Raw genomic sequence first — 26,406 nt, 5'->3', positions numbered from 1 at the left:
GCATGGACGACCTGCTGGACCGCGAAGAGGCGGCCCGTGCCTTCAAGGAACTGATGACCGCATACGTCCCGGAGGCCGCCGCCTTCATCGAGGGCGGCTCAGGGGCTCCACAGGCACTACGGTCCGGGCCATCGCCGGGATGCTGCCCGGTGGCGACAGCTTCCTCGCTGACCTGGAGAAGAAGTTCGCGGCCTTGGACGGCCGTGTCCGACAGACGGGTCTGCCCGCTCGTCACGAGCGGGCCCCCGGGACAGGCCGCCGAAGTCAGCATTCAGCGCGATCTGCCGACGAGCGCGGCAGTGTGTCCCGATCGACCGATACCGACCCGGTGCGGGACGCGGGCAGAAGGACGTCCACCCGCGTGCCACGGCCGGGGACGCTGTCCAGACGGATCCTGCCGTGGTGCAGGTCCGTGATCGCCGCCACGATAGCCAGTCCCAGCCCGCTGCCTCCGTCGACACGGCTGCGGCCCTTGTCGGCGCGATAGAACCGGTCGAAGACGTGGGTGAGCGACTCATGGGGGATACCCGGGCCGAAGTCCTCCACCCGTAGCATCACCTCGTCGCCCGACGTGCTCAGAGTGACCCGACAGGGAACATCCGGTGCCGTGTGCATACGGACGTTGCCGAGCAGATTGCTGAGCAGGCTCCGCAACTGGGCCTCGTCCCCGCTGACTGTCACGTCGGGCTCGATGTACGCCCCGGTCGGCCGTGACGGCTCCACTGCCCTGGCGTCGCGGCAGCAGTCGCGTACGAGCCCGCTCAGGTCAACCGGCTCAAGACTTGCCTCGTCCTGCTCGTCGAACCGGGCAAGCCCGAGGAGCGACTCGACCAGCCGTGTCATGCGATGGATCTCGGAGAGCATCCGCTCCACCGCCTCGTTCACCGCGGCCCGGTCCGGCAGCGCCCCGCTCTGGTACAACTCGGCGTAGCCGCGCAGGGATTGGAGCGGCGTGCGCAGTTCGTGCGAGGCGTCCGCCACGAACTGACGCATCCGCTCCTCGGACTGCTCGCGGGCGGTGAGCGCGGCCTGGATCTGGTCGAGCATCCCGTTCAAGGCGTCCGCGAGGCGTCCGACCTCCGTGGTGGGTGCTGAGGCGGCTACGGTCAACCGCTGGGCGAAGTCGCCGGCGGCGATGGTGTCGGCCGTGTCCGCAGCCCGCTCCAGCGGGCGCAGTTCCCGCCGTACGACAGTAGTGCTCACCAGGGCCACACCGGTCAGCCCTGCCAGTTCCACGAGCACGATCACGGCCGGATCGCCGCTGAGAATCCAGCTGAGTGCCGTGGCTGCCATGGCGCCGGCGCACAGCACCGTGACGACCATGCTCAGGCGCGCGCGAAGCGGCGACCGGCGCAACCGCTTCAGCATCCCGGCTCCCGGATGGCGTAGCCGATGCCCCGCTGGGTGTGGATCAAGGGTGGACCGAGCGCGTCGAGTTTGCGGCGCAGGTAGCTGATATACGTGGCGACCACGGTGTCGTCGCCGTTGAAGTCGTACGACCAGACGTGTTCGAGGAGTTGGGCCCGGGGCACGATCCGACCGCTGTGCAGCATCAGGTAGCGCAGCAGCCGGAACTCGGTCGGGGAGAGACCGATCGCAGTGCCGCCGCGGCGTACGGAGTGGGTGGCCGGGTCGAGTTCGAGGTCGGCGACCCGCAGGACGGAGCTCTCGTGCTCGGGTCTGCGGGTGCGGCGCAGCACAGCACCGATCCGGGCGGCCACCTCGTCGAGACCGAACGGTTTGGTGACGTAGTCGTCACCACCCGCTGCGAGTGCCTTGACCAGGTCCTTACGTGTGTCACGTGCGGTGAGGAAGACAACCGCGTGCGGGAGGCCGTCGGCGCGCAACCGCCGCATGACCTCGATGCCGTCGCCGTCCGGGAGCATGATGTCCAGCAGGATGAGCTCGGGAAGGTGGTCGCGGGCCTCGGCAAGGGCTTCCTTCACCGTGGCGGCCGTCCGGACCTCGTAGCCGATGAACCGCAGGAAACGGCCGACGGTGTCCAGGATCGCCGGCTCGTCGTCGACGACGAGCAATCGCCCGAGCGGTGGCTCGGACTCCGCCACGGCTGCGGCGTTCTCGTCGGGCATGCGCGTCAACCCTTTCCTCAGTGCCGCGGGACCCTGCCCGCCTTCGGTGCTCAATTGATCGTCTCCGACCCGCGTGGCGCGTTCCATGGGAGTTGTGTGTGAACAGCGGTCCCGAAGGGCCGTTTCGCGGAGTGTGGCCCGGAGGCGTTCCTACGGTGGATAAGGCAGGCCTCGGCGACTGGCGTCCTCCACCGGTCGGGGCACTGCTCATTTCCCATTCCCCGGCCATCGGGAGTCTTCGCGTGTCCACCCTGCTGTACCGCCTGGGCCGTTTCGCCTACCGGCGGAAATGGTCCGTCATCGGCGCTTGGTCCGTACTGCTGCTCGTCGCGGTCCTGGCGGCCCTCGGCCTGATGAAGCCGTTCACCACCTCGACGACCATCCCGGGTACCGAGGCCCAGCGCACGCTCGACGTCGTGCAGGCAGAGTTCCCCAGCGACCAGTCCCACCTCACCGGAAGGATCGTCTTTCGGGCCCCACGCGGTGAGACCCTCACGACCGGCGACGTGGCCCGCATCGTACGGCGAACGGTCGATGAGGCGGCGGATGTTCTGGGCGTCAGGTCGGTCACCGCACCCTCCGCGTCGTCGGGGACGGTCTCGGCCGACGGCCGGACGGGCATCGCCGCACTGACCTTCACCACCGACAAGACCGGCACCCTTTCCGAGGCGACCACCAACGGCGTCGAGCGACTCGTGGCCGAGGCACGTCGCGAGGGGCTGACCGGGGAGATCGGCGGAGACGCCTTCTCCAAGGTCGAGGTCAAGGTGATGGGCCCCGGGGAAGCCGTGGGCGTGCTCATCGCCCTGGGCATTCTGGTCTTCGTCTTCCGCTCCCTGCGTGCCGCGGTCATTCCCGTCGCGACCGCGCTCGTCGGGGTTGCCGTGGGTGTGCTCGGCCTGCTGAGTCTGACCAGCGTCGTCACGATGGACAGCACCTCGGTGATCCTCGCCGTGATGCTGGGCCTGGCCGTGGGCATCGACTACGCCCTGTTCATCGTCTCCAGGCACCAGACCCAGGTCAGGGCGGGCATGGAACCAGAGGAGTCGGCCGGCCTGGCGACCGGGACGGCCGGTGGAGCGGTCGTCTTCGCCGGCGCGACCGTCGTCATCGCACTGGCCGCGCTCTCCGTGGTGAACATCCCGTTCCTTACCGTCATGGGACTGGGTGCTGCGGCGACGGTCGTCGTCTCCGTGTCGATCGCCGTCACACTGCTGCCGGCCGTACTCGGCCTGATGGGACGGAACATCGCCACCAGCACGGTCCCCGTCCTGCGTCGTTCCGTCGAGCGCGCCCCCGTCTCGGCACGTCAGCCCGCAGGGCAGCGTTGGGCGGCCATGGTGGCCCGCCGCCGGTGGAGCGTCTTGCTCGTCTCTCTGGTGGGCCTGGGCGTCCTCGCTGTCCCTGCGGCGGATCTCCGACTGGGGCTCGGCGGCACGCAGGATCCCGACACCTCCGCGGGCAGGGCACAGAAGCTCGTGGACGACGGATTCGGCCCCGGCTACAGCGGCACGCTGGTCGTGCTGGTACAGGGTGAAAGGACGGAGGTCGTCCCGGCCGCCGAGCGCATGGCCGGTGTGGTGCGGGACCTGCCTGGGGTGGCCTCCGTGACCCCCGCGGTCCGTGCCGAGTCCGGTCATGCGGCACTGCTCAGCGTCACATCCACCGGTGGCCCGGAGACCGAGACGACCAAGCGGGTCCTGGCAGAGATACGGAACGCCCGAGGCGCCGTGGAGAAGAACAGCGGCACCGAGATCAATGTCACCGGCACCACCGCCGTCAACATCGACGTGGCGAACAAGCTCTCCTCCGCCCTGCCCGTGTACTGCCTGCTGGTGATGGGCCTGGCGCTCCTCCTCCTCGTCGTGGTGTTCCGCGCCCTCGCCGTCCCGCTCAAGGCGGCCCTGGGGTTCCTGCTGTCCCTCGGTGCTTCGCTGGGCGCGCTGGTGGCGGTGTTCCAGTGGGGCTGGCTCTCCGACCTGCTCGGCATCAAGACCACCGGCCCGGTCCTGAGTTTCCTGCCGATGCTGCTGGTGGGCATCCTCTTCGGCCTCGCTATGGACTACGAGGTCTTTCTCGTCTCCCGGATGCGGGAGGAGTACGCCCATGGGCTGCCGCCGGTCGAGGCGATGGTCCGCGGATTCGGGCACGGCGCGAAGGTCGTGATCGCTGCCGCGCTGATCATGATCGCGGTGTTCGGGTCGTTCGTCTTCGCCGACATGCAGGTCATCAAAGGCATGGGCTTTGCGCTCGGCGTCGGCGTGCTCCTGGACGCGTTCGTTGTCCGGATGACGCTTGTCCCCGCCGTGATGGCGGTCCTGGGCCGTAAGGCATGGTGGCTGCCCCGGTTCCTGCACCGAGCGCTGCCGGACATGGACATCGAGGGGGAGCGACTGACGAGCAGGCTGACGCAGGCGTCCGGGCCGGCGGGATGGGATCGGGCGGCACGGCAGCCGCGCGACGCCGACCGGGCGGCAGCCCCGGTGAGCGGCGCGGGTGCACGACGGTACTGAGGAGCCCATCGGCGTGTGGGCGGCGCCAGGAGTTGACCGCACGCCGATCTGGAAGTGGTCCACATCAGAAAACTATCAACGTTCGGGATTCGAGTATGCCTGTCTCCTGCAGGGGGTGATCCGCGCGGGCGTTGGACCCGGTTCCTGTTGAGCGTGCCGATTCTTCGAAGTCGGCCGCTTCGCTCCGATTCCGTCGCCGACGAGGTCGGCCGCCAGGCCCTGCACTGCATCTGCTGCTCGGCCTGTCTCAACGTCTGCCCGGTCTACGAGTGGGCCTGCGGCCACGCTTCCGGCCACGCCTGCGGCTCGGTCTAACCGGGCCCGATCGGTGCGATCCTCAGCCCCCAACTGCGCGGCACGGAAAGCGAGATCGACGCCCCGCTGCCGTACGCCTCCTCGCTGTGCGGGGCCTGCTACAAGGTCTGCCCGGTCGCCATCGACATCCCCGAGGTGCTGGTGCATCTGCGGGAACGGGTCGTTCAGGGCGGGCTGGTGGTCCGCGAGGGCAACAAGGTGGTGCTCAAGCCCGCCAAGGGGCACGCGGCCGAGCGGGCGGCGATGCGGGCGGCCCGCTGGGCGTTCGCCCGCCCCGGTGTCCTGCGCACCGGACAGCGGCCGACCTCGCGCACCCGGCGGCTGCATCCGCGTTCGCTTCCGGGGCCGGGCAGGCCTGGAGCGGTACCCGGGATCTTCCGGCCCTACCCGTGGAGCCGTTCCGCGACTGGTGGCCGCGGACCGACGGCGGCCGCTCGGAGAAGGGGGGCTCGAAGTGAGCAGCAGGGAGCGGATCCTGGGCCGGGTGCGGCGCGCGCTGTCCGATGTCTCGGGCGAGGACGCTCCGATCGAGCGGACGTATCTGCGGGAGCACGGGGACCGCGGCGTCGAGGAGACGGCGGACCTCCTGGCCGAGAACCTCGCCGACTACCGGGCGATCGTGCACCACTGCACCGCAGCGGACCTGCCCGCGACGCTCGCCGGGATGCCGGCGGCGCGGGGTTCCAGACGGTCCTGGTGCCGTCGGGGCTGGAGCAGTCCTGGCTCGCGGACGCCGACGCCGAGCAGGTCCCGGACCGGGCCGAGCACCCCGCACGAGCTGGACCGGATCGACAGTGTGGTGACGGCGTGCGCGGTGGCCGTCGCCGAGTCCGGCACCGTCGTCCTCGACGGCTCCCCCGGCCAGGGCCGCCGCCGCATCACGCTCATGCCCGACCAGCGCATCTGCGTCGTACGGGTCCCGGACCAGGTCGTCTCCGCGGTGCCGCAGGGCCTCGAACGCCTCGAACCGGTAAGTCCGTTGACGTGGATCTCCGGTTCTTCAGCGACCAGCGACGTCGGGCTGGACCGGGTCGAGGGGGTGCACGGTTCGCGCACCCTGGAAGTGATCCCGGTGAACAGGAATGGCGAGTAGGAAATGCTCGCATCGGGCTCTGCTCACCTCCTGCGGTAGGAAAGCAGGATCGTCTGAGGTCCGTGGAGAACGACGATCTGAGAGCCGTGCTGCCGCGGAACGGAGCCCTTCTGTGCATCCGTGCCAGTTCGTCCGCCAGGCTCGGTCCGAGGGCGTCCAGCCGGACTCGTGCGCTTGGAGGCTGATGCGGGAACATCAGCCGTGCCTCCGCCACGGCTCGCTCACCCAAAGTCGCGAGCAGGCCGCGCCTTCGTGCGATCCGAGACCACGACGACCGCCGGAGCGATCGAGAAGGTCGGCGGCGCACAGCGCGGCAAGGCGATCATCGTCCTGAACCCCGCCGAGCCGCCGCTGATCATGCGTGACACGGTCTTCGTCCTGGTCGACGCCCCCGACCCGGCCGCCTGGTCCGATATCCGGCAGAGCATCGAGAAGATGGTGGCCGACGTGGCGGCCTACGTCCCGGGGTATCGGCTCAAACAGCAGACGCAGATCACCGAGATCCCCGGCGACCAGCCACTGGACACCCTGCTCGAAGCCGGCACCCGGCGCCCCACCCATCAGGTGTCGGTGTTCCTGGAGGTCGAGGGCGCCGCACACTATCTGCCCGCCTACGCAGGCAACCTCGACATCATGACCGCGGCGGGACTCCAAGTCGCCGAGCGGATCGCCGCAGCGAAGGCGGACAGCCGATGACCACGCAGATCTACGTCCAGGACGTCACCCTCCGGGACGGCATGCACGCCGTTCGCCACCGCATCAGCCCTGTCGATGTCGCCCGCATCGTGACAGCGCTCGACGAGGCCGGCGTGGACGCGATCGAGATCGCACACGGCGACGGTCTGGCGGGCAGTTCGGTCAACTACGGGCCCGGCTCGCACACCGACTGGGAGTGGATCGAGACCGCGGCCTCCGTACTGAAACGGGCCCGGCTCACCACTCTCCTGCTGCCAGGCGTGGGCACGATCCGCGCACCGCGTGCCGGGGTCGGCCAGATGCCGAACCGGGGAGAGGGCAGGTGGCGGCCAGGGCGCTGAGCGCGGCGTCGAGTCGGGCGGTGGCTTCGTCGGCGACGGGCTTGAGGGCGTCCAGGCCGGTGAGGTGACCATGGTGTCCGGGTCGAGGGCCTGGACGAGCGTGTGGTCGCCGTCGCGGCGGACGACGACGTTGCAGGGCAGGAGCAGGCCGATGGAGCGGTAGGCCTCCAGGGCGTGGTGGGCGAGCGGCGGGTTGCAGGCGCCCAGGATTAGGTAGTTCTCCATGTCGTGGCCGAGCTTGGCCTTCAGCGTGGCCTGGACGTCGATCTCGGTGAGGATGCCGAACCCCTGGTCGGCCAAGGCCTGGCGGACGGCGGCGGTGGCGGCGTCGAAGTCGGTGACGGCCAGTCGGACGGTGCGGTCGTAGGACACGGTGCGCTGCTCCTTCGGTGAGGCGGAAAACCCGGTTCCTTGATACCCCGCCGGGTACCCGGCGCAGCGGACGCAATGCCGCACCCGGAGATATGGGGGACGTCCAGGACCACAGGAATACCCCCCGGGGTACCCCTGTTAGGGTAGGTGCCGAATACCCCCCGGGGTACACCGTTCTTGTGGAGGAGCCGCAGTCGTGTTCTTCGTCGACACTCTTGAGTTCGAGGGTCTGGGCAACCGCAGCTACCTGGCCGGCGGGGCCGCTGCCGCGGTGGTTATCGATCCGCCGCGCGACATCGACCAGGTGATCGCCGCCGCCGCCAGGCGCGGGGTGCGCATCGCGTACGTGGCGGAGACCCACGTGCACAACGACTACGTCACCGGTGGCCTGGAGTTGGCCCGCGTCACCGGCGCCTCCTATCTGGTGCCGGCCGCGGCGCACGTGTCCTTCGCCCGCACCCCGGTCGCCGATGGCGACACCGTGGACGTGGACGCGGGTCTGGTCCTGCGTGCGATCGCCACGCCCGGGCACACCCCGCACCACACCTCCTACGTCCTGGAGCAGGACGGGCGCGGCGTGGCGGCGTTCACCGGCGGATCGCTGCTGATCGGTACGGTGGGCCGCCCTGACCTGGTGGAGCCTCGGCTGACGGAGCAGCTGGCCCGGGCCCAGCACGCCTCCGCCCACCGCCTGACCGCCGAGCTGGACGACGAGGTGCCGGTGCTGCCCACCCACGGGTTCGGCAGCTTCTGCTCCTCCGCCCAGGCCGAGGGGGACGCGACCACGATCGGCAAGGAACGCACCAGCAACGACGCGCTCACCCTGGACGTGGACACCTTCGTTCAGCGGATGCTCGCCGGGCTGGAGGACGTGCCCGCCTACTACGCGCACATGGGCCCGGCCAACGCCGCCGGCCCCGCCCCCGTCGACCTCACCCCGCCGAGGCGTGCGGATGCAGGCGAAATCTCCTCCCGGCTGGCCGCCGGTGAGTGGGTGGTGGACCTGCGCAGCCGCATGGCCTTCGCCGAGGGGCACGTGGCCGGCTCGTTCAACTTCGAGGGCGAGGGCAAGCTCGCCACCTACCTGGCCTGGCTGATCCCCTGGGGCAAGCCCGTCACCCTGCTCGCCGACACCCCGGAGCAGATCAGCGCCGCGCAGCGGGAACTCGCGCGGGTAGGCATCGACCGCCCGGCCGCCGCCGCCACCGGCGACCCGGCCGGCTGGGTCCATGAGGGCGAGAGGCTCGCTTCTTTCCCGCGTGCCCGCTTCGCCGACCTTGCCCAGGTGCGCGAGCGCGGCGACGAGGTGGTCGTCCTGGATGTGCGCCGGGACTCGGAGCGCGTAGGCGGCTACATCGACGGCTCGGTCCACATCCCGATCCACGAGCTGCACGGCCGTATCGGCGAGGTGCCGGACGGGACGGTGTGGGTGCACTGCGCCGGCGGGATGCGCGCGGCGATCGCCGCCTCCCTCCTCGATGCCGCCGGCCGCAAGGTGGTCGCCGTCGACGACGCCTTCGACGCCGCGGCGGATGCCGGGCTGCCCCTGGCCTCCGCCTGAGTTCGGCCGATCTCCCGCAAGGAAGGAAGCGTGTGATGTTCCTCTTTCGCCGAAACGGGCCCCGTGTCACGGTCGACGAGGCACACAGCCGTACCAGCGGCGACCGGCCTGACGCCGTCCTGCTGGACGTCCGCGAGAAGCCCGAATGGAACTCGGGCCACGCCCCGGGCGCCATCCACGTACCGCTGACGAACCTGGTCGCCGGCGCCATCCTGCCCGCCGAGGCGCAGGGCCGTCCGCTGGTGGTGATCTGCCGCAGTGGACACCGCTCCCAGCAGGCCGCGAAGCTCCTCACCGACCGCGGAGCGCAGGTGGTGGACGTCGAGGGCGGTATGAACGCGTGGGCCGCCGCCGGGCACCCGGTCGTCGACGAACGCGGGAACAGCGGCCGGATAGCGTGACCGTACTCGTTCTCGCCCTCATCGCCGGGGCCGTCATCGGTCTCGCGCTCGGGGCCCTCGGCGGCGGTGGCAGCGTCCTTGCCGTACCGGCACTGATCTATCTGCTCGGCTTCACCCCGGCCGCCGCCACCACCGCCAGCCTGATCATCGTCACCGCCACCTCCGCCACCGCCCTGTACGCCCACGCCCGCGGCGGGAACGTGGCATGGAAGACAGGGGCGTTGTTCGCTGCGGCGGGCATCGTCCCCGCCTTTCTCGCCGGAGCTGTTGCAGGGCGCCTGCCCGAAGCGGTGCTGACGGCGGCGTTCGCGGTCATCGCCGCGCTGGCGGCTCTGCGTATGTTGCGTCCGTCCGCGTCCGGGCCGCCGGACCGGATCCGTCCCGGCAGGGCGGCTGGCGCCGGTGCCGGACTCGGCGCCGTGACGGGCTTTCTGGGGGTCGGCGGGGGATTCCTCGCCGTGCCCGCCCTGGTGGGCGTCCTGGGACTGGCCATGCGGCGGGCGGTGGGCACCAGCCTGCTCGTCATCACGGTGAACTCCCTCGCCGCGCTCGCCGCTCGCACCGGCACCGGTGGCGGGCTCCACTGGGAGGTCATCGGCCCCTTCACCGGAGCCGCGATCCTCGGAGCCTGGGACGGCAAACGCCTCGCGACGAAGATCTCCGGCACCACTCTTCAGAGAGTTTTCGCCGGCGTACTGCTGGCAGTGGCGGCCTTCATGCTCGTTGACGTGATCGTCTGAACACGAGGGCCGCGACCGGCTCAGACCAGGACCAGGAGAGCTTCTCCAGCCCCACCGCGCATCTCAGGACCGCCCTCAGTCCGGCTCCCGCCAGATCAAGCTCAGCACACTCCGACACACAAGGATGACATCTGCCATGACCACACCCACGGCCCTCGCCACCGACGAGGCGCGCACCCGCCTGCACGAACTGACCATCATCGACGTGCGCACCCCGGGCGAATACGCCGGCGGTCATCTCCCCGGCGCGCTCAACATCCCCCTCGACCAGATCCGGCGCGCGCTGCCCGACATCCGTCACGCCACCGACCGCGGCGACGTCCTGGTCGTCTGCGCCTCGGGCGCCCGCTCCGAGAACGCCTGCAAGATCCTCGCAGAGAACGGCGTCACCACCGCCACCCTGTCAGGAGGCACCGGTGCCTGGGCGGCCGACGGCCACGAGCTCCACCGCCCCCAGGGCGCCTCCCGCGCCACCTGGGGAATGGAGCGACAGGTGAGGCTCACCGCAGGAGTGACCGTGCTGCTCGGCCTGCTGCTCGGGCTCGTCGTCCACCCCGCCTTCCAGCTCATCTCCGCCGGCATCGCGGGCGGTCTGGTCTACTCCGCCCTGACCAACACCTGCGGCATGGCCGCCATGCTCGCCAAGCTCCCCCACAACCGCCCCCGCGCCGCCGACCTCGACAACACACTGGCCGCACTACGCAACCGCTGAACCACACCACAAAGGGGAGGGACCTGGCTCCGGATCCCTCCCCTTTCGTATCCAGGCCATGTGGCCAACAGCTCCGAACCGGGCGGGTGATCCGGCGTCGCGGCACCACAGCTCAGGCCAGAGAAAGGAACAGCTTCTCCAGCCGAGTACGCATCTGCTCCCGGTCACCGGAAGCAGCCATGTCCGCATCGGTCAGGCAGTGCTGCAGCCCCGTGGCGATGATCGCGAAACCGGCCTTGTCCAAAGCCCTGGACGCCGCGGCGAGCTGGGTGACGACGTCCTCGCAGTCCCGCCCCTCCTCGATCATCTTGATCACACCGGCGATCTGACCCTGCGCCCGGCGCAGCCGGTTGACCACCGTCTTCAGTTCCTCAGCCGCCATCGCCAGTTCCACAACCCACACTCCTTCGGTAAGATACCCCCTTGGGTATCTTACCGAAGGAGTAACCTCACCCGGGCAAAGGAAAATCCCCGTCGCTCCACCACCACCGCCCTCAGTGCCGATCAGGCCAACGCCCGCCCGTACGAGCTGACCGTCATCGACGGAGGTGGCACGGCGCGAACGCATTCTGGAAGTCGCTGCCGAGCTGGGCGCCGATGTGGCCTACGAACGAGTGCAGATGCAGGAGGTCGCCAAGGCCGCCGACCTGGCACTCGGCACGCTCTATCGTTACTTCCCCTCCAAGGTGCACTTGTTCGCAGCGCTGTGGAAGACGCATATCGACGGCTTTGTTGAGGACTGCTGGCAATCCCCTGGGAACGATCCGGGCGCCACCGTCGGCGATCGGCTGGTGGCCCTGACCCGGTCCTTGCTGGACCGGCCCCTGCTGTGCTCGGCGATGGTACGGGCCATCGCCGTCGACTATTCCGTCAACCCCGACTACCACTTTCGGTTCGCCGAGGACAGGCTGTGCCGGGCAGTGCTACACACCCTGGGCCGGGACGCCTCTAGGCCGCCTTTAGGGAGACGATTTCCGTGAGGGCGTTTGTGGCGATCAGCGAGGTGACCGGCTCAACGACTGCGCCTCGCCTGACCGTCGCATCGTGTCGCCGGATCCGCAGTAACCAGTCGCGCCCGGGTCCTCGCGCCGACGAGGCATTGCCGTCTCGATCTCATCATCCACAATAACTAAAGCGCGTTAGTAGCGCGCGCAAGCGCCATCCTACGCCCTCACCGCGGTCGGAGGAGACAGCATCCAGCCTGCTGCGGCGCGGCGGGGCGTGATCCGAGATCAGACTGAGCGACGCTCGATCACCCGGGTGACCTCAGGACCGATAGGGACGGGCCGTCCGTCGAGGAGACTGATGATCGCCTCGACGAGATGTCGTGCGGTGTCCCGCATATCTACTGCCACCATCGTCAACGGCGGGGCTGCGAGGCGTGCGGCCGGCGAATCGACCGCGCCGATCACGGCCAGGTCCGACGGCGCGGCTAGTCCTTGCTCGCGTAGACCCGCGAGGACGGCCAAGGCTGCCACATCGTCGTGGGCGCACACGCCGGTGACGGCGGGGGTCATCCCACGCCATGCCTCGACAGCGGCTCCGGCTCCCACCTCGTCGCAGGGAACAGCCAGAGCCACCGGGCCCGGCACACCGTGCTCGGCGCAGGCTCCCTGCAGTGCTTTCAGGCGCATCTCGCTCGCCTCGGCCAGGCGTTCGTCGTGCGGGCGGGCGTAGCCGAGCCGACGGTGCCCCGCCCTGAGCAGTCGCTCGACCTGCAGCCGGGCGATGCTGTTTTCCCGGGCTCCCCAGATCCACTGCGCGACGGGGTCGGACTCGGCGGTGAGAGAGACCACGGCGCGTACGCCATTGCGCCGCATCGCGGCGACGTCATTATCGGGCAGGTCCCATGCGAGGACGGCCACGGGCGTGATGACGGTCCACACATCACCATCGGGCCTGCGGGACCACGGATGGATCACCGCAGTGAGCCCGACGGCCGCGAACTCCGCCGAGAGAAACTCGACCAGTGTGCCCAGGTCGGTCAGCGGCAACTGAGGGGGCTGATAGAGGAGCACGACGTCACTCCGGCCGCGGCTGAGCGTCCGGGCCTCCGCCGAGGGGGCATAGCGCAGCCGGGCCGCCGCTTCGAGGACGCGCTGCCGCGTCGACTCGGAGATCGTCTGCCCCTTGGTGCCGTTGAGCACGAAGCTGACAGTGGCCCTGGAGACTCCGGCCTCCCGGGCGACGTCGGAACTGGTGACCCGGCCCTCCGGCCGAGCAGCGGCCTCGCCCGCCATCCATCGCCCCTTCCGCTCTTGTGGGTGTACCACGCCTGATGTACTGTACCCGCACTCACTAACGCGCGTTAGTGAATGAATAGTCGGTAGGGCGTCCCCGTGGCCACGGGGACTCGTCATGCCGCTCCGACAACCACCCCCTAAGGGCCCTGAGAGGGGCCGGTGCCAATCCACGGCTTACCCCTGAAGGGGCACGATCGGTTCTGCTCCGTGTTCCGGCGGAGCAGAACCCACGCAGCCCGTGCGGGGTTCGAGGTCGTCCGCAGACATGCAGATTCGTTCTGCTCGACGACCGCGCGCCTGATCCCTACGAACTCAGAACCTCAGGAGCTGCTGATCGTGCCCGAACCGTTGATCTTCCCCGAGCGCTTCCTTTGGGGGGCCGCGACAGCCGCACATCAGGTCGAAGGCAACAACGCGAACAGCGACTGGTGGGAATGGGAGACCGACCCAGCGCCCAAGGCGCCCATGGCAGGGCCCTCCGGCATGGCGTGCGACCACTTCAACCGTTACAAGGACGACATCGCGCTGCTCGCGGAACTCGGACTGAACACCTACCGCTTCTCCGTGGAGTGGGCACGAGTCGAGCCCCGCCAGGGAGAATTCGACCGCGAGGCGCTCCAACACTACGCCGACATGGTCGAGACCTGCCTGACCCACGGCGTCACACCGATGATCACGCTGCAGCACTTCACGTTGCCGGCCTGGGTCACCCACGCCGGAGCCTGGACCAATGCCGAACTCCCGGCCTGGTTCACGCGCTACACCAGGCACGTGATGGAACATCTACAGAACCGTGCTCCCTACATCTGCACGATCAACGAGCCCGGCAACATGATCACGCGGGGGTATCTGGGCACCTTCCCGACTCCGCCCTTCGTCCGGAACCTCGACGCGTTCGACGCCGCAGCCTCAGGAGTGATCGCCGCACACCGCAATGCCCGAGAGGTCATCCGTGAACTCGCACCCGGCGTCAAGGTCGGCATGGCCCATGCGCTGCAGGACTGGCACGCCAATCCCGGCGGAGTCCCAGCGATGGAATGGGCTCGGGAACTCCACGAAGACAGGTTCTTCGCCGAGACCGCCGACGACGACTTCATCGGCGTCCAGACCTACACCCGCCTCGACGTCAACGCCCCCCGCATCACCAAACCCCTCAGCGCGGCGCTTCTGCGCAGCCGTCGCCTTACGCAGTCGCTCGCCCTGCCGTACCTGCGCCGCCAAGCGGCAGCCGTGTCTGCGGAAGGAGCACCCGTCGGCGAGGGCCGCCGCACCCAGATGGGATATCTGTGGGCTCCTGAGGCGGTCGAGGCCACGACCCGGCGAGTGGCGGGCCTCTTCCCCGGCAAGGAGATCGTCCTCACCGAGCACGGTGTCGCGACCGACGTCGACAGCGAGCGTATCGACTACATTCGAGCAGGTCTGCGCGTCGTGCACCGGCTGATCGGCGACGGACTGCCCATCACCGGCTACGTCCACTGGTCACTGCTGGACAACTTCGAGTGGTGGGACGGCTACGGCCCCAAGTACGGGCTCGTGGCGGTCGACCGCAGCACTCAGGAGCGGGTCGTCAAACCATCGGCACATTGGTATGGCGACGTGGCCCGGATCAACCGGATGCCAACATGAGCCGCCGCCTGGGACACGGTACGGCTACCTCGGCATGAGCCGTTCGCCCGCTGGGTGGCGTGGCCGAGTCCGCCCTCGAAGCGGCGCCGACAGGCCTTGAGGTCTTCGATACCACATGCACGCAACTGGCCCAGGGCGAGCGTCGCATACGAATATCGGCGGCGCTGAACGACCAGATCGCGCCACGCACGGTCCAGGTCACTGCGCGCGTCAGGCGGGCGACCTAATTTGCATGCGGCTGCGGAGCAGGCGTCTCGATGAACGTCATGGACTGTGGCGAACGCACCTGGCCTGGCTCCACCATCCCCGTACCGCAGGACAACCGCCCGGTCGGCCTTGGATCAGAGCCAACGACGCCAGGTGGCGGTTCGTCGCCGCCGTAGGCCGCACCCACCTCGTGGTTCCGGTGCCCACAGCGCCATCCCATGATCACCATCACAGCAACAAGGAGTTCTCATGTCGTTCCGCTGGGGCATCGCCGGCACTGGTGTCATAGCAAACAGTTTTGCGGACGCGTTGGGCCGGTTGCCTGACGCCCACTTGGTCGCCGTCGGCTCCCGCAGTCGGAAAGGGGCCGACGCGTTCGGCGAGAAGCACGGCATCGCCGCGCGACACCGGCACGCTTCGTACGAAGATCTGGCCGCCGATGACACTGTCGACATTGTCTACGTCGCATCGCCCCACTCCCACCATCACGAGCACACGTTGCTGTTCCTGAACGCGGGGCGTCCAGTGTTGTGCGAGAAGGCGTTCTCGCTGGACGCGGAGCAGGCCGCTGAAATGGTGGCTGTGTCCAGGGAACGGGGCCTGTTCCTGATGGAGGCGATGTGGAGCCGGTTCCTGCCGGCCTATGTCAAAGTCAGAGAACTGCTCGCCGAGGACGTCATCGGTGAAGTCCAGTCCCTGGAGGCCGACTTCGGCTTCCAATTCCCGGCGGACCCCGAACACCGTCTGTTCGATCGCGCGCTGGGTGGCGGTTCCCTGCTCGACCTGGGTGTGTATCCCCTATCGCTGGCCAGCATGGTGCTGGGTACGCCCGACCGGGTCACGGCGTACGGCACACTCGGCTCGACCGGCGTCGACGAGCATGTCGCTGTCCTCTCCGGGTACGACAGTGGGGCGGTCGCGCTGGCCCAGAGTTCCATGCGGGCGAACCTCGGTTGCACAGCCCGTATCACCGGCACCGAAGGTCACATCGAACTGCCGTTCCTGATGCACTGCCCGGACGAACTGACCGTGCAGACGCGGGGCACCACCGAACGCCTGAGTCTGCCCGCCGCCCGCGAGGGCGACGGCGACGACACGGCGGGCGGCGGCCTGCACCGCCAGATCCGGCACGTCCAGGAGCGGCTACGCGCAGGGGAGTTGGAGAGCGAGATCATGCCTCTGGACGAGACCGTGGCGGTGATGCGCACGCTCGACACCGTGCGCGACCAGATCGGCCTGAGCTACACCACTCACTGACGTTCCCGCAACCAGCCAGCCATACGGATGCGTTCGGGGTTACGGCCACTCCGCTGCCGTAACCGCGTCCGAGGGGATCGGTACGGATCTCCGCCGCCTGATGTGGCCCGCACCCGTGGAGCCGCTTGCGGCGTCGCTACTCAACCGAAGCCGGAGAAGCCGATGGCTCACAGTGCAGAACGGCCCCCAGGCAGGCTCACGCCACGGGCCAGAACCAGATGGCTGGTTGTTTTCGTCATGGCTTTCGATCTCATGCTGACTGGAATCGCGTACTCCGCCTCAGGGGAATCGCCTCAGATCAGGGTGCTGTCGAATCGCGCGGATCTGGTGTCCGGGGGCGACGCCCTCGTCGAGGTGGCCCTGCCTTCCGGGGGAACACCAGAGAATGTGCGCGTGGACGTGGACGGCCGGGATGTGACATCCGCTTTCGCCGTCCGGCCGGACGGCCGCTTCCTGGGCCTGGTCACCGGCCTCCAGGTCGGCGAGAACAGGATGACGGCCCGGACACAGGGGGGCGCGGCAAGCCTTACCATCACCGGCCATCCCATCGGCGGACCGCTGTTCGCCGGGCCACAGGTACAGCCGTGGGTGTGCGCGACCGAGGAGAACGGCCTCGGGAAGCCGCAGGATGTCGCGTGCAATACTCCAGCGAAGTACAAGCTCTTCTACAAGTCCTGGCTGACCGGCCAGTTCACCGCATATGATCCGAAAAGACCGCCCGCAGACCTCGCATACACAACGACGGACCAGGGCAAGCGGGTCGCGTACGTCGTACGCCGGGAACGCGGCGTGATGGACCGTGGCATCTACGACATCGCGGTGTTGTACGACCCGGCCAAGCCGTGGCAACCGTGGGCACCGCAAGGCGGCTTCAACGGAAAACTCCTTGTGCCGTTCGGCGGCGACTGCACGCCGCGGCATTCACAGGACGCACCCATGGAGAACGTTCTCAACGACACGGCTCTGTCCCGCGGGTTCGCCGTCGCGGTGTCCAACCTGAACATGCTGGGGCAGAACTGCAACGACGTGGTCTCCACCGAAGCGCTGGTGATGCTCAAGGAGCACTTCGTCGAGAACTACGGCCCGATCCGCTACACCATCGGGCAAGGCTGCTCCGGCGGTTCCATGCAGCAGCACTGGATCACCTCCAACTACCCCGGTCTGTTGGACGGCATCCTGCCCTCCTGCAGTTTCCCCGACGTCTGGTCCACGCTGCAGGAGGCCGAGGACTGTCACGTACTCGACCACCACTTCGACAGGTCTCCATTGTGGGCGTTGACCACCCACAGAACCGCGGTGACCGGCCACGCGTTCGAGACGGTGTGCCGGACACTCTGGGACAACCCGACAGGCAACGGGCAGTACTCCAAGACCTGGTTGGACCCGGACAACGGGGCCGGCTGCCTCGGCGGATTCCTGGCCGGCCACACCACTCTGGAGCCCAATCGCTCGTGGGTGTACGACGCCGAGGCAAATCCTGCCGGTGAGCGGTGCACTCTTCAGGACTACGCCGTGGCCGTCTGGGGCCGAAGGCCCGCGAGTTCATGGGGGCCGGTCGAACAACGCATCCAACGCGGTTTCGCCAACCGGCCGTACGACAACACCGGTGTCCAGTACGGCCTGAAGGCCGTCGAGTCCGGCACGATCACCGCTGAGCAGTTCGTCGACCTCAACGAGAGCGTCGGCGGGCTCGACATCGACTGGAAGTGGCAGCCGGAGCGTAGTGAAGCCGACCCTGCGGCGCTGGAAGTCGCATACCGCTCCGGTCGGGTGACCTACCCCCGCGAGGCGGCCAAGGTCCCCGTCATCGATCTGCGCTCTCCCGGCAACTGGGAGATCCACAGCGACTTCCACAGTTACGCCATGCGTGCCCGCTTCGACCAGGCCAACGGTGGCCATGACAATCAGATCATCTGGACGGGTGTGCCTCCGGTGCAAACCGACGGCGATGCCCGCGAGAAGGCGTTCCTGCTCATGGACAGATGGCTGACCCGCATCGAAGCCGACACGTCCAACGACCCGATCGAGACCAAGGTGGTGCGCGACAAGCCGGCCGACGCTGTCGACGCGTGCTGGATCGGCAACCGCAAGATCTCCGATATGTCCGTCTGCCGCGCCACCTACCCTTACTTCGGTGTGCCCCGGACTGCGGCCGGGGGCCCGACGGCCAACAACATCCTCAAGTGCCAACTCAAGGAACTCAACCGGGACGACTACACCGTCGACTTCTCCAACGCCCAATGGGGCCGACTGCGGAAGGCCTTCCCCGAGGGGGTGTGCGACTACCGCGAGCCAGGCGTGGCCCAGCAACCCTCTCTGCCGTGGCTGACCTTCTCCGGCGGGCCGGGCGGACAGCCACTGGGCGCTCCGCCGGAGTCCGCCCCTACACCCTGAAAGGCTTCCCCTCATCCGGTGCCCACGGTGTCCCGCATCCCCAGCTAAGCGCTACACCGTGGGCGCCCAGCACCCTGTACGTCTCGATGTCCCACCCGGTGTACTACTCGCCCTCGGAGACGAAGCGGCCACGCGTGTCCTGGATGATCGCCATGAGCCCGCGCTCGGCCGCGGCAACAGATTGAGAGGCCTGGCCATGAAGGAGGTCTGCTTGCCGTTCAGCAGCCGACTCGGCAGCACCGGCCATGGCCCCGTCCCACCCAGACGGTGGACGTCCGCGCGCAGCACCATCCCGTCAAGCAACATCGGCCCGGATCGCAGTAGGCTCCGTAGCCCCGGCAAGCGCCCGGTCGAACTGCCGCCGTCCTCGCCGAGGAAACCATCTGCAACCCGTGGTGGAGACGCGCACCGGCCGACGCCAGCCGCGCCTGCTGGTCATCTGTCTGCACGGCACCGGACTGTGCTACCACAAGCCCACGCCCCTCGGCCCACAGGAGCCCTGCTTCGCCGCCGCCCCGGTACCCCGTGCGGCCAGCAGACGGCGTGCTCGGCACGCAACCGGACCAGGATCTCCGCCTGGCCGGGTCCGAACAGGTCCTGATAGAGGTGCTCGGCCAGCGCGAAGCAGAAGGCGCGGTGATCCCCTATAGAGTCAAGGGTCGGTCTGCCATCATCAAGGGCGATGACGGCCAATCCACCGAGTCCGGGCCGAAGAGGCGACCACTGCGGTGTGGGCCGTGGGAATGCACAGGCTGACGACGAGGGCAGTTGGGTGTGCGGTAGACATGGCAGGGAGCCCGCTTGCCCGCCCAACCGCCCCACCTCGGCCGAACGGCCAGGAAACGAAGCGGTCGCAAGCGTCCTCGGCCGAAAGGCTGATACCCCGCGCGCGTAGGTCGCAGCCTCTGGCGCGTCTCCTGTGCGGGGATCTGCCTTGCATCAGTGAGCTCGAGGTGAGTTTGGCACCTGACCTGCGCCCTAACGTCCCGGGGTGCAGGCATGCACGCCGTGCCAATCCAGGGACACCATCCCTACCGCGTGCCAGTTTCTCAGGCTGTTTCGCTGGGCGTCATCCCAGGAGCTGATGCGACGACATACCTGAGGCTGACGAAACCCTTTCTCGCATCAGCCTCAGGTGGTCGGCAATTCAGCTGATCCGCAGGATCTGTGGGAACCGGACGATAGAGAGGTTCCCAGCGGGATGGACCCGGACTCTCGCGTCCATGGGCCTCTTGTGGCCGTTTGCACGGCCCGTGGCACGTGCCCCTCGCTGTCTCTATCCCGATCGGAGTGCTACCCATGATCACTAGCCCGTCCACCGGCCCCCGCGCCGCCGCCCCTGCCATCGCCGCCCGCGCCACTGAGCTCTCCAAGGTCTACGGACAGGGCGACACCAATGTGGTGGCCCTCGATCAGGTCAGTGTCGGCTTCGGGCAGTCCCAGTTCACCGCGATCATGGGGCCTTCGGGGTCCGGGAAGTCCACGCTGATGCACTGTGTCGCGGGGCTGGACAGCTTCTCCTCCGGCTCGGTCCGCGTCGGTGATGTCGAGCTCGGGTCACTGACGGACAGGCAACTCACCAAACTCCGCCGGGACAAGGTCGGCTTCATCTTCCAGGCGTTCAACCTGCTGCCCACCCTGACCGCGTTGGAGAACATCACGCTCCCGATGGACATCGCGGGCCGGACACCGGACAAGGAGTGGCTGGACAGCGTCATTCGGATGGTCGGTCTGTCGGGCCGGCTCAGCCACCGCCCCGCCCAGCTCTCCGGCGGCCAGCAGCAGCGCGTCGCCGTCGCCCGTGCGCTCGCCTCCAAGCCGGACATCGTCTTTGGGGATGAGCCGACCGGCAACCTGGACTCACGCTCGGGCGGCGAGGTCCTCGGCTTCCTGCGTGACTCGGTACGGGAGCTGGGCCAGACCGTCGTCATGGTCACCCATGATCCGGTCGCCGCTTCCTACGCGGACCGGGTCGTTTTCCTCGCCGACGGCCGGATCGTCGACGAGATGTACGAGCCCACCGCGGACGGGGTCCTCGACCTCATGAAGTCGTTCGAGACCCCGTTCCGTACGAGCTGAGCGGCCCGCAGCAGAGCCGACCAACCGGTACGCACCCCCTCCGTCCTCAGCTCCCCTCACTTCACCGGGATCACACCACCATGTTCCGCACAGCGCTGCGCAACGTCCTCGCGCACAAGGCCAGACTGCTGATGACCGTGCTCGCCGTCATGCTCGGCGTCGCGTTCGTCTCCGGCACTCTGATCTTCACCGACACCTACACGAACTCCTCCAGCAGCCAGAAAGCCAAGAGTTTCGCCCACGTGGACGTCCAGGTCGACCCGGACCCCAACCACTACTCCGATTCCCCCGGCATCAGTCGGAAGACGCTCGAAGAGGTCGCCCGTGTGGACGGGGTCGCCGAAGCCGCCGGGCGGGTCGACGGACTCGCCTACGTCTCCGACAGAGACGGCGGACTCATCGGCGGCGCGTTCAACTCGGGCGCCAACTACGCGCCGGGCAAGAACGGCAAGGACCCGCTCTACGCGTTCACCGAGGGTGGCGGTCCCACAGAGGCCATGCAGATCGCGCTCGACAAGGACAGCGCCGACAAGGGTGGCTACCATGTCGGCGACACCGTGCCTGTCGCTCTGACGGGTCCGGCCAAGAAGTACAAGCTCTCCGGCATCTTCACCACCGAGGACCAGCTGGTGGCAGGAGGCGGCAGCCTGGTGCTGTTCGACACACCGTCCGCACAGCGGCTCTACCTCCAGCCGGGCTTCTTCGAGAACGTCACCGTCACCGCCGCCCCCGGCGTTTCGAGCACCAAGCTCGCCGCCGCCATCGGCAAGGTACTTCCGGACTCCGCGAAGGCCGAGACCGGTCAACAACTCGCCGACGCCGAGGCAAAATTGGCGGAGGGAGACGCCTCGCTGCTCAGTGGGATACTGCTTGCCTTCGCCGGTGTCGCGCTCTTCGTCAGCGTCTTCTTGATCGCCAATACCTTCACCATGCTGGCTGCCCAGCGCACCCGGGAACTCGCTCTGCTGCGTGCGGTCGGCGCCTCCCGCAGGCAGGTCACCCGTTCCGTGCTGATCGAGGCGATGGTGGTCGGCGCGGCCGGTGCGGTCGCTGGGCTCGGGCTCGGTGCCGTCATGGCCGCCATAGCACAGTCAGTGGTCGATTTCGGCGGAGGGAAGCTCCCGGACGGGCCGCTGATCGTCACGTCGACGACTGTCCTGGTCTCAGCATTCGTCGGTGTGCTGGTCACCATGGTGGCCGCCTGGCTGCCGGCCCGTCGCGCAGCGAAGATCCCGCCGGTCGCGGCGATCAGCAGCGCACACCTGCCCTCCACCATCAGGTCCCTGATCCTGCGGAACGTGTTCGGCGGCATCCTCACGCTGCTCGGCGCGGCGGTCGTCGTCGCGGGCGCCGGGACCGGCGGCTCGCGCGGCGCGATGATCGTCGGGTTCGGTGCCTTCCTCGCGGTGATCGGTGTCCTCGTGCTGATCCCGTTGCTGTCCCGGCCGGTGATCGCGCTCGTACGGCCGCTGCTGCGGCGGGGCTTCGGTGTCTCCGGCACGCTCGCGGGCCAGAACGCCGTACGCAACCCGCGCCGTACCGGCGCCACCGCCTCCGCACTGGCCATCGGCCTCACACTGGTCAGTGCTCTGACCGTGCTCGGCGTCACTGTCGGTCAGTCCATGGACAGGATGACCACGGACATCGTCAAGGCCGACTATATGATCACGACCACTGCTGTGGACCTGGACACCTCGGCGGTCGCCGCCGTGCGCAAGCTCCCCGGCGTCAGGGCCGTGTCGCCAGAGCAGCAGTCGTGGATGCAGATCGACGGCATCCAGGAGGATGTAACAGCCATCGCCCCGGCGGAGTTCGACAAGGCACTCGACCTTCCGGTGGTCTCCGGCTCACAGGGCACGCTCGCCAAGGGGCAGATCGCCGTTGCCGAGGACGAAGCGCGATCCCACGGTTGGAAGGTGGGGGACACCCTGCCAGCGGTGTACGGGGACTCCGGCAAGAAGCGCAGGGTGACCGTCGGGGCTATCTTCGAGTCCAACGAGGTCGTCTTCCCTGTCGTCGTCTCCGCGGACGTGATCGAATCGACCCTCGCGGCGTCCCTCTCCAAGATCTACGTCAAGACGGACGGCAGCACGGACAGGAAGGCGCTCGCTGACGCCCTCCCCGGGCGCCCGGGGATCAAGATCGACGACCAGCAGGCCATCCGCAACGAGTTCAGCGGCACATACGATGCTGCGCTCAACGTCTTGTACGCACTGCTCGCGATCTCCCTGGCCATCGCGGTGCTGGGAGTGGTGAACACCCTCGCGATGTCAGTCTTCGAACGACAGCGCGAGGTCGGCATGCTGCGAGCCGTCGGACTCGACCGGCGAGGCGTGACGCGGATGATCCAGCTGGAGGCCGTGGTCATCTCCCTCTTCGGCGCGGTCATCGGCATCGGAGTCGGTTCCTTCCTGGGCTGGGCCGTCTGCGAGATCGTAAAGGCGGACATCCCCGGGTACGCGCTGGTGCTGCCGTGGGGCCGGTTCGCGCTCTTCCTGCTGCTGGCAGCGCTCGTCGGACTCCTGGCCGCCATGTGGCCGGCCCGCAACGCGTCCCGACTGAACATGCTCATGGCCATCAAGACCGACTAGACGGAGGGAATCGCCGTACGGCCGTAGGCACATCGATGTGCCTACGGCCGTACGGTTGTGTGGCGAGCACGGGGCCCCCAGGCCCAACAGGTCAGTCTTCGGTGGGTCCACTGACTCCTCCTGCACACATCCTGCGCAGCCCCCGCCTGACGCAGTCGCTCGCCCTGCCGCCCCTGCACCGCCAGGCGGAAGTCGTCTCACTGGCGGAAGACGCACCCGCACCCGCTGACGGGATCCCGCGATGCACGTAAGCGTATCGACTACATCCGAGCAGGTCTGCGCGTCGTGCACCGGCTGATCGACGACGGACTGCCCGTCACCGGCTACGTCCACTTTCAAGTGCTGGGACGGCTACCGCCCCAAGCACGGGCTCGTGGCGGTCGACCACACCACTCAGGACCGCATCGTCAAGCGCCCGGCCCGTCCATTCGTCGGATTCGCCTTCGCGCACATGCTCGGCTTCAACCTGCTGCCCCGGTTGAAGAACGTGGGCTCGGCCCGGCTGTACCGGCCGGTTGCCGGCGAGGACGAGACGTGGCCGCACCTGGCCCCGGTGCTGTCCAGCAAGACGATCGACTGGGAGCTGATCCGCCAGCAGTACGACCAGATCGTCAAATACACCACCGCGCTCCGCCTGGGCACGGCCGAGGCCGAGCAGGTGCTACGACGCTTCACCTGCGGCGGCCCGAAGCACCCGACCTACCGGGCGATCGAGGAGCTCGGCCGCGCTGTGCGGACAGCGTTCGTCTGCGACTACCTGGCCAGCCCCGAACTACGGCGGGAGATCCACGAGGGCCTGCAAGTGGTGGAGAACTGGAACTCCGCCAACCACGACCTGTTCTACGGCAAGGACGGGGACCTGACCGGCGCCGACCGCGAGAGCCAGGAGATCTCGATGCTCGCCCTGCACCTGCTGCAGGCTGCCCTTGTCCACGTCAACACCCTGCTGCTGCAGAGGTCCTGGCCGAGCCGAAGGGGGTCGAGCGCCTCGGCGATGCCGATCGGCGCGCGTTGTCCCCGCTGTTCTGGACTCACGTCAACCCCTACGGCCGGTTCGAGCTGGACATGAGCAACCGGCTAGATCTCCAGTCGGCTGTAGTCGTCCCGGGCCAGCGAGCGGACGAACCGCAGTCGGCGCCCGCCGGGGAGAGCGCCGCGCAGCGGTAGCGCCAGCGATTCCGGGTCGAAGCCGTCGGCTGCGGCTTCGACCCAGAATCCCGTGGTCACGGCCGGGCGGTGGGGAGAGCCGGGCCGACGCCGGGAACCGCTCGGAGCGGGGACGGCCGCTCATCGATCAGGCGGTGTCGATGAGCCGGCGAAGTCTCTCCCGCCCGTTCGGTCTCGGGCGCGCGCCCGCTGCCTCGGATGTCGGCTTCGCCGGGCCGGCTCGGCGAGGCTGCTGCGGCGTGTCAGCGGGACTCCTGTGCGCTGAGCAGCGTGAGGGCGTTGCGGATGCCCTCTTCGAGGAGTTCGTCGGAGAGTCGCGGGTCAGACAGGGCGCGGGAGAGCTGCAGTGTCCCGACCATCATGGCGTAGACGCTGAGGGTCTTCGTGTGCGCCGAGCGCGGATCGGCGGGCGCCAGGCGGGCGGCGATGCCGTCGATGACGGCGAGCACCCCGTCGGTGTACGCCTGCTTGGTCTCCTGCGGGCAGCGCCCGATCTCATCGAGGAGTGCGGCGGAGGGGCAGCCGTCGTCGGGGCTGTCGCGGTGCTGGGGCGACAGATACCACCGCACGATCTGCTCGAGTCCTGCGATGCCGGGGGCCGCCTGGTCGATGACGTTGGCGTACTGCGTGCGCAGCTGGTCCGCGACCGAGGCGGCCACGAGGTCGTCCTTGGACGCGAAGTGGGCGTAGAAGGCACCGTTGGTCAGTCCGGCGTCCGCCATCAGCGTCGAGATGCCCGAGCCATCGATACCGTCCTGCTTGAACCGGCGGCCGGCGGTCTCGATGATCCGCTGCCTGGTCGCCTGCTTGTGCTCTTTCCCGTAACGAGTCACGCGCTCGCTCCTTCGTGCGCCGGAAGGGTCGCCCGCTTTCCGCCGGCCTCGCCATCATATTGGATTACGAACGCACTCTAATGGTGTGCGGGCGGCGTCTTGGAGCACCGCCACGCCTTCTGCGCGGCCGGCCTGGTTCAGTCGTCGCCGGGCGTCATCGAGATCACGACCTTTCCGGCCGTGGTACGCCCCTGCTCGACGTACGCCATCGCCTCGAGCGTCCGGTCGAAGGGGAACGTCCGGTCGATGACCGGGCGGAGCCGTCCGCTGTCGTACAGGGCGCCGAGTTCACGGAGCTGGGCGCCGCTGGCCTGCATGAAGAAGAACTCATAGCGCACACCCAGGGCCTTGGCCTGCTTGCGCACCTTGCGGCTGAGCGCGTTCATGGCCACGCCCATGAACGAGGGCGCGCCGAGTTGCCTGGCGAACCCGGAGTCCGGCGGGCCGGCGACACCGATGGCCAGGCCGCCCGGCTTCAGCACAGTCAGCGACTTCTCGAGGTTCGCCCCGCCAAGGGAGTCCAGCACCAGGTCGTAGCCGGACAGCACCTGCGAGAAGTCCTCCTTCGTGTAGTCGACGACGGTGTCGGCGCCGAGGCTCCTGACCATCTCCTCGGCGCGGGAGTTCGTGGTCGTGGCCACCGTGGCACCGAAGTGCTTGGCGAGCTGGATGGCCGTCGATCCGAGGCCACCGGCACCGGCGTGGACGAGCACTTTCTGGCCCGGCACCACGTGGGCGCGCTCCACGAGGATCTGCCAGGCGGCCAGGGCCACCAGCGGCACCGCGGCCGCCTCGCGGAGCGTGAGTGACGCCGGCTTGGGCGCGACGTCGTCCTGGTCGACCGCAATGAACTCGGCAAAGCCTCCGACCCGCAGGTCGCGGGGACGTGCGTAGACCTCGTCGCCGACCGTCAAGCCGCGCACGGTCGGCCCGACCTGCGTCACGATCCCGGCGACGTCATGGCCGAGCACGAACGGAAGCTCGTACTTCAGGAGTCGTTTGAACTCCCCGTTGCGGACCATCTTGTCCAGCGGGTTGATGCTGGCAGCGCTCACCTGGACCAGGACGTCGCCGGCCCCGACGGTGGGCTCGGGAACATCAGCGGCGCGCAGGCCGCCCTTGCCGTACTTCTCGACGACGAACGCCTTCATGTCAGCCGTCCCTTCGCGTGATCT

Annotated in this window: 19 protein-coding genes and 5 pseudogenes; 16 read left to right on the top strand and 8 right to left on the bottom strand. The window is 68.5% G+C overall.

Annotation, left to right across the window (positions count from 1 at the left end):
• Positions 1-264 precede the first annotated feature (264 nt).
• Both QA802_RS07270 and QA802_RS07265 read right to left on the bottom strand, forming a co-directional pair.
• Complete coding sequence (locus QA802_RS07270) at positions 265-1,368, bottom strand: sensor histidine kinase (RefSeq protein WP_010358252.1); 1,104 nt, start codon at positions 1,366-1,368, stop codon at positions 265-267.
• Positions 1,362-2,090, bottom strand: coding sequence for a response regulator transcription factor (locus QA802_RS07265; protein ID WP_006378898.1), 729 nt, complete (start codon positions 2,088-2,090; stop codon positions 1,362-1,364). Before QA802_RS07265 ends, QA802_RS07270 begins: the two co-directional genes overlap by 7 nt.
• A gap of 242 nt (positions 2,091-2,332) precedes the next feature.
• On the opposite strand from QA802_RS07265, the gene QA802_RS07260 reads away from it, so the two are divergent.
• The 5 genes and pseudogenes from QA802_RS07260 to QA802_RS07240 form a co-directional block, all read left to right on the top strand.
• Positions 2,333-4,603 (top strand): MMPL family transporter, encoded by a 2,271-nt coding sequence (locus tag QA802_RS07260; protein ID WP_006379207.1) that lies wholly within the window; start codon positions 2,333-2,335, stop codon positions 4,601-4,603.
• Positions 4,604-4,783: 180 nt separating this feature from the next.
• A pseudogene (locus QA802_RS07255) lies at positions 4,784-5,376 on the top strand (lactate utilization protein LutB domain-containing protein); the annotation flags it as partial.
• Positions 5,373-6,011, top strand: a pseudogene (locus QA802_RS07250) (LutC/YkgG family protein). The pseudogenes QA802_RS07255 and QA802_RS07250, both read left to right, overlap by 4 nt.
• A gap of 243 nt (positions 6,012-6,254) precedes the next feature.
• Positions 6,255-6,707 (top strand): annotated as a pseudogene (locus QA802_RS07245) (acetaldehyde dehydrogenase (acetylating)); the annotation flags it as partial.
• Positions 6,704-6,979 (top strand): annotated as a pseudogene (locus tag QA802_RS07240) (hydroxymethylglutaryl-CoA lyase-like TIM-barrel protein); the annotation flags it as partial. The pseudogenes QA802_RS07245 and QA802_RS07240, both read left to right, overlap by 4 nt.
• Positions 6,980-7,031: 52 nt before the next feature.
• Here QA802_RS07240 and QA802_RS07235 read toward each other — a convergent pair.
• A pseudogene (locus QA802_RS07235) lies at positions 7,032-7,420 on the bottom strand (DUF302 domain-containing protein); the annotation flags it as partial.
• Positions 7,421-7,616: 196 nt separating this feature from the next.
• Here QA802_RS07235 and QA802_RS07230 point away from each other — a divergent pair.
• The 4 genes from QA802_RS07230 to QA802_RS07215 all read left to right on the top strand — a co-directional run bounded on the left by QA802_RS07230 (position 7,617) and on the right by QA802_RS07215 (position 10,834).
• On the top strand, positions 7,617-8,981 hold the full coding sequence (locus tag QA802_RS07230; RefSeq protein ID WP_006378722.1) for an MBL fold metallo-hydrolase: 1,365 nt from the start codon (positions 7,617-7,619) through the stop codon (positions 8,979-8,981).
• A gap of 35 nt (positions 8,982-9,016) precedes the next feature.
• The gene (locus QA802_RS07225) at positions 9,017-9,382 is read left to right on the top strand and encodes a rhodanese-like domain-containing protein (RefSeq protein ID WP_010358255.1); all 366 of its coding nucleotides are present in this window, start codon (positions 9,017-9,019) and stop codon (positions 9,380-9,382) included.
• Positions 9,379-10,122: a sulfite exporter TauE/SafE family protein gene (locus QA802_RS07220; RefSeq protein WP_006378575.1), complete on the top strand. Its 744-nt coding sequence runs from the start codon at positions 9,379-9,381 to the stop codon at positions 10,120-10,122. The genes QA802_RS07225 and QA802_RS07220 overlap by 4 nt, the downstream gene beginning before the upstream one ends.
• A 136-nt stretch (positions 10,123-10,258) precedes the next feature.
• Positions 10,259-10,834, top strand: coding sequence for a rhodanese-like domain-containing protein (locus QA802_RS07215; protein WP_010358256.1), 576 nt, complete (start codon positions 10,259-10,261; stop codon positions 10,832-10,834).
• 112 nt (positions 10,835-10,946) lie between these two features.
• On the opposite strand, the gene QA802_RS07210 is transcribed toward QA802_RS07215, so the two are convergent.
• Positions 10,947-11,228, bottom strand: a complete 282-nt coding sequence (locus QA802_RS07210; RefSeq protein WP_010358257.1) for a metal-sensitive transcriptional regulator — start codon at positions 11,226-11,228, stop codon at positions 10,947-10,949.
• Between the two features lie 154 nt (positions 11,229-11,382).
• Here QA802_RS07210 and QA802_RS07205 point away from each other — a divergent pair, with 154 nt between their 5' ends.
• Positions 11,383-11,814 (top strand): TetR/AcrR family transcriptional regulator, encoded by a 432-nt coding sequence (locus QA802_RS07205; protein WP_006379224.1) that lies wholly within the window; start codon positions 11,383-11,385, stop codon positions 11,812-11,814.
• A 252-nt stretch (positions 11,815-12,066) separates the two neighbouring features.
• Here QA802_RS07205 and QA802_RS07200 read toward each other — a convergent pair whose 3' ends face one another.
• Positions 12,067-13,074, bottom strand: coding sequence for a LacI family DNA-binding transcriptional regulator (locus tag QA802_RS07200; protein WP_006379104.1), 1,008 nt, complete (start codon positions 13,072-13,074; stop codon positions 12,067-12,069).
• A gap of 339 nt (positions 13,075-13,413) precedes the next feature.
• On the opposite strand from QA802_RS07200, the gene QA802_RS07195 reads away from it, so the two are divergent.
• From QA802_RS07195 to QA802_RS07170, 6 genes are all read left to right on the top strand, one after another.
• On the top strand, positions 13,414-14,703 hold the full coding sequence (locus QA802_RS07195; RefSeq protein ID WP_010358259.1) for a glycoside hydrolase family 1 protein: 1,290 nt from the start codon (positions 13,414-13,416) through the stop codon (positions 14,701-14,703).
• A gap of 456 nt (positions 14,704-15,159) precedes the next feature.
• A complete protein-coding gene (locus tag QA802_RS07190) occupies positions 15,160-16,167 on the top strand; it encodes a Gfo/Idh/MocA family protein (protein ID WP_010358260.1) in 1,008 nt (335 codons plus the stop codon).
• 237 nt (positions 16,168-16,404) lie between these two features.
• Positions 16,405-18,561, top strand: a complete 2,157-nt coding sequence (locus QA802_RS07185) for a DUF6351 family protein (RefSeq protein WP_006378768.1) — start codon at positions 16,405-16,407, stop codon at positions 18,559-18,561.
• Between the two features lie 1,299 nt (positions 18,562-19,860).
• The gene (locus QA802_RS07180) at positions 19,861-20,640 is read left to right on the top strand and encodes an ABC transporter ATP-binding protein (protein WP_006378852.1); all 780 of its coding nucleotides are present in this window, start codon (positions 19,861-19,863) and stop codon (positions 20,638-20,640) included.
• A gap of 80 nt (positions 20,641-20,720) precedes the next feature.
• Positions 20,721-23,231, top strand: coding sequence for an ABC transporter permease (locus QA802_RS07175; protein WP_006378563.1), 2,511 nt, complete (start codon positions 20,721-20,723; stop codon positions 23,229-23,231).
• A gap of 373 nt (positions 23,232-23,604) precedes the next feature.
• Positions 23,605-24,300, top strand: coding sequence for a Tn3 family transposase (locus tag QA802_RS07170; protein ID WP_006378841.1), 696 nt, complete (start codon positions 23,605-23,607; stop codon positions 24,298-24,300).
• A gap of 8 nt (positions 24,301-24,308) precedes the next feature.
• Here QA802_RS07170 and QA802_RS07165 read toward each other — a convergent pair whose 3' ends face one another.
• From QA802_RS07165 to QA802_RS07155, 3 genes are all read right to left on the bottom strand, one after another.
• Complete coding sequence (locus tag QA802_RS07165) at positions 24,309-24,458, bottom strand: hypothetical protein (protein WP_162138053.1); 150 nt, start codon at positions 24,456-24,458, stop codon at positions 24,309-24,311.
• 182 nt (positions 24,459-24,640) lie between these two features.
• Positions 24,641-25,231 carry a TetR/AcrR family transcriptional regulator gene (locus QA802_RS07160; protein ID WP_006378871.1) on the bottom strand — a complete coding sequence of 197 codons (591 nt, stop codon included), beginning with the start codon at positions 25,229-25,231 and terminating at the stop codon, positions 24,641-24,643.
• A gap of 137 nt (positions 25,232-25,368) precedes the next feature.
• The gene (locus tag QA802_RS07155; RefSeq protein WP_006378619.1) at positions 25,369-26,382 is read right to left on the bottom strand and encodes an NADP-dependent oxidoreductase; all 1,014 of its coding nucleotides are present in this window, start codon (positions 26,380-26,382) and stop codon (positions 25,369-25,371) included.
• Between the last annotated feature and the right edge of the window lie 24 nt (positions 26,383-26,406).

The organism is Streptomyces sp. B21-105, assembly GCF_036898465.1.
Lineage (GTDB): Bacteria > Actinomycetota > Actinomycetes > Streptomycetales > Streptomycetaceae > Streptomyces.
This window is presented reverse-complemented; position numbering and strand designations above follow the sequence as displayed.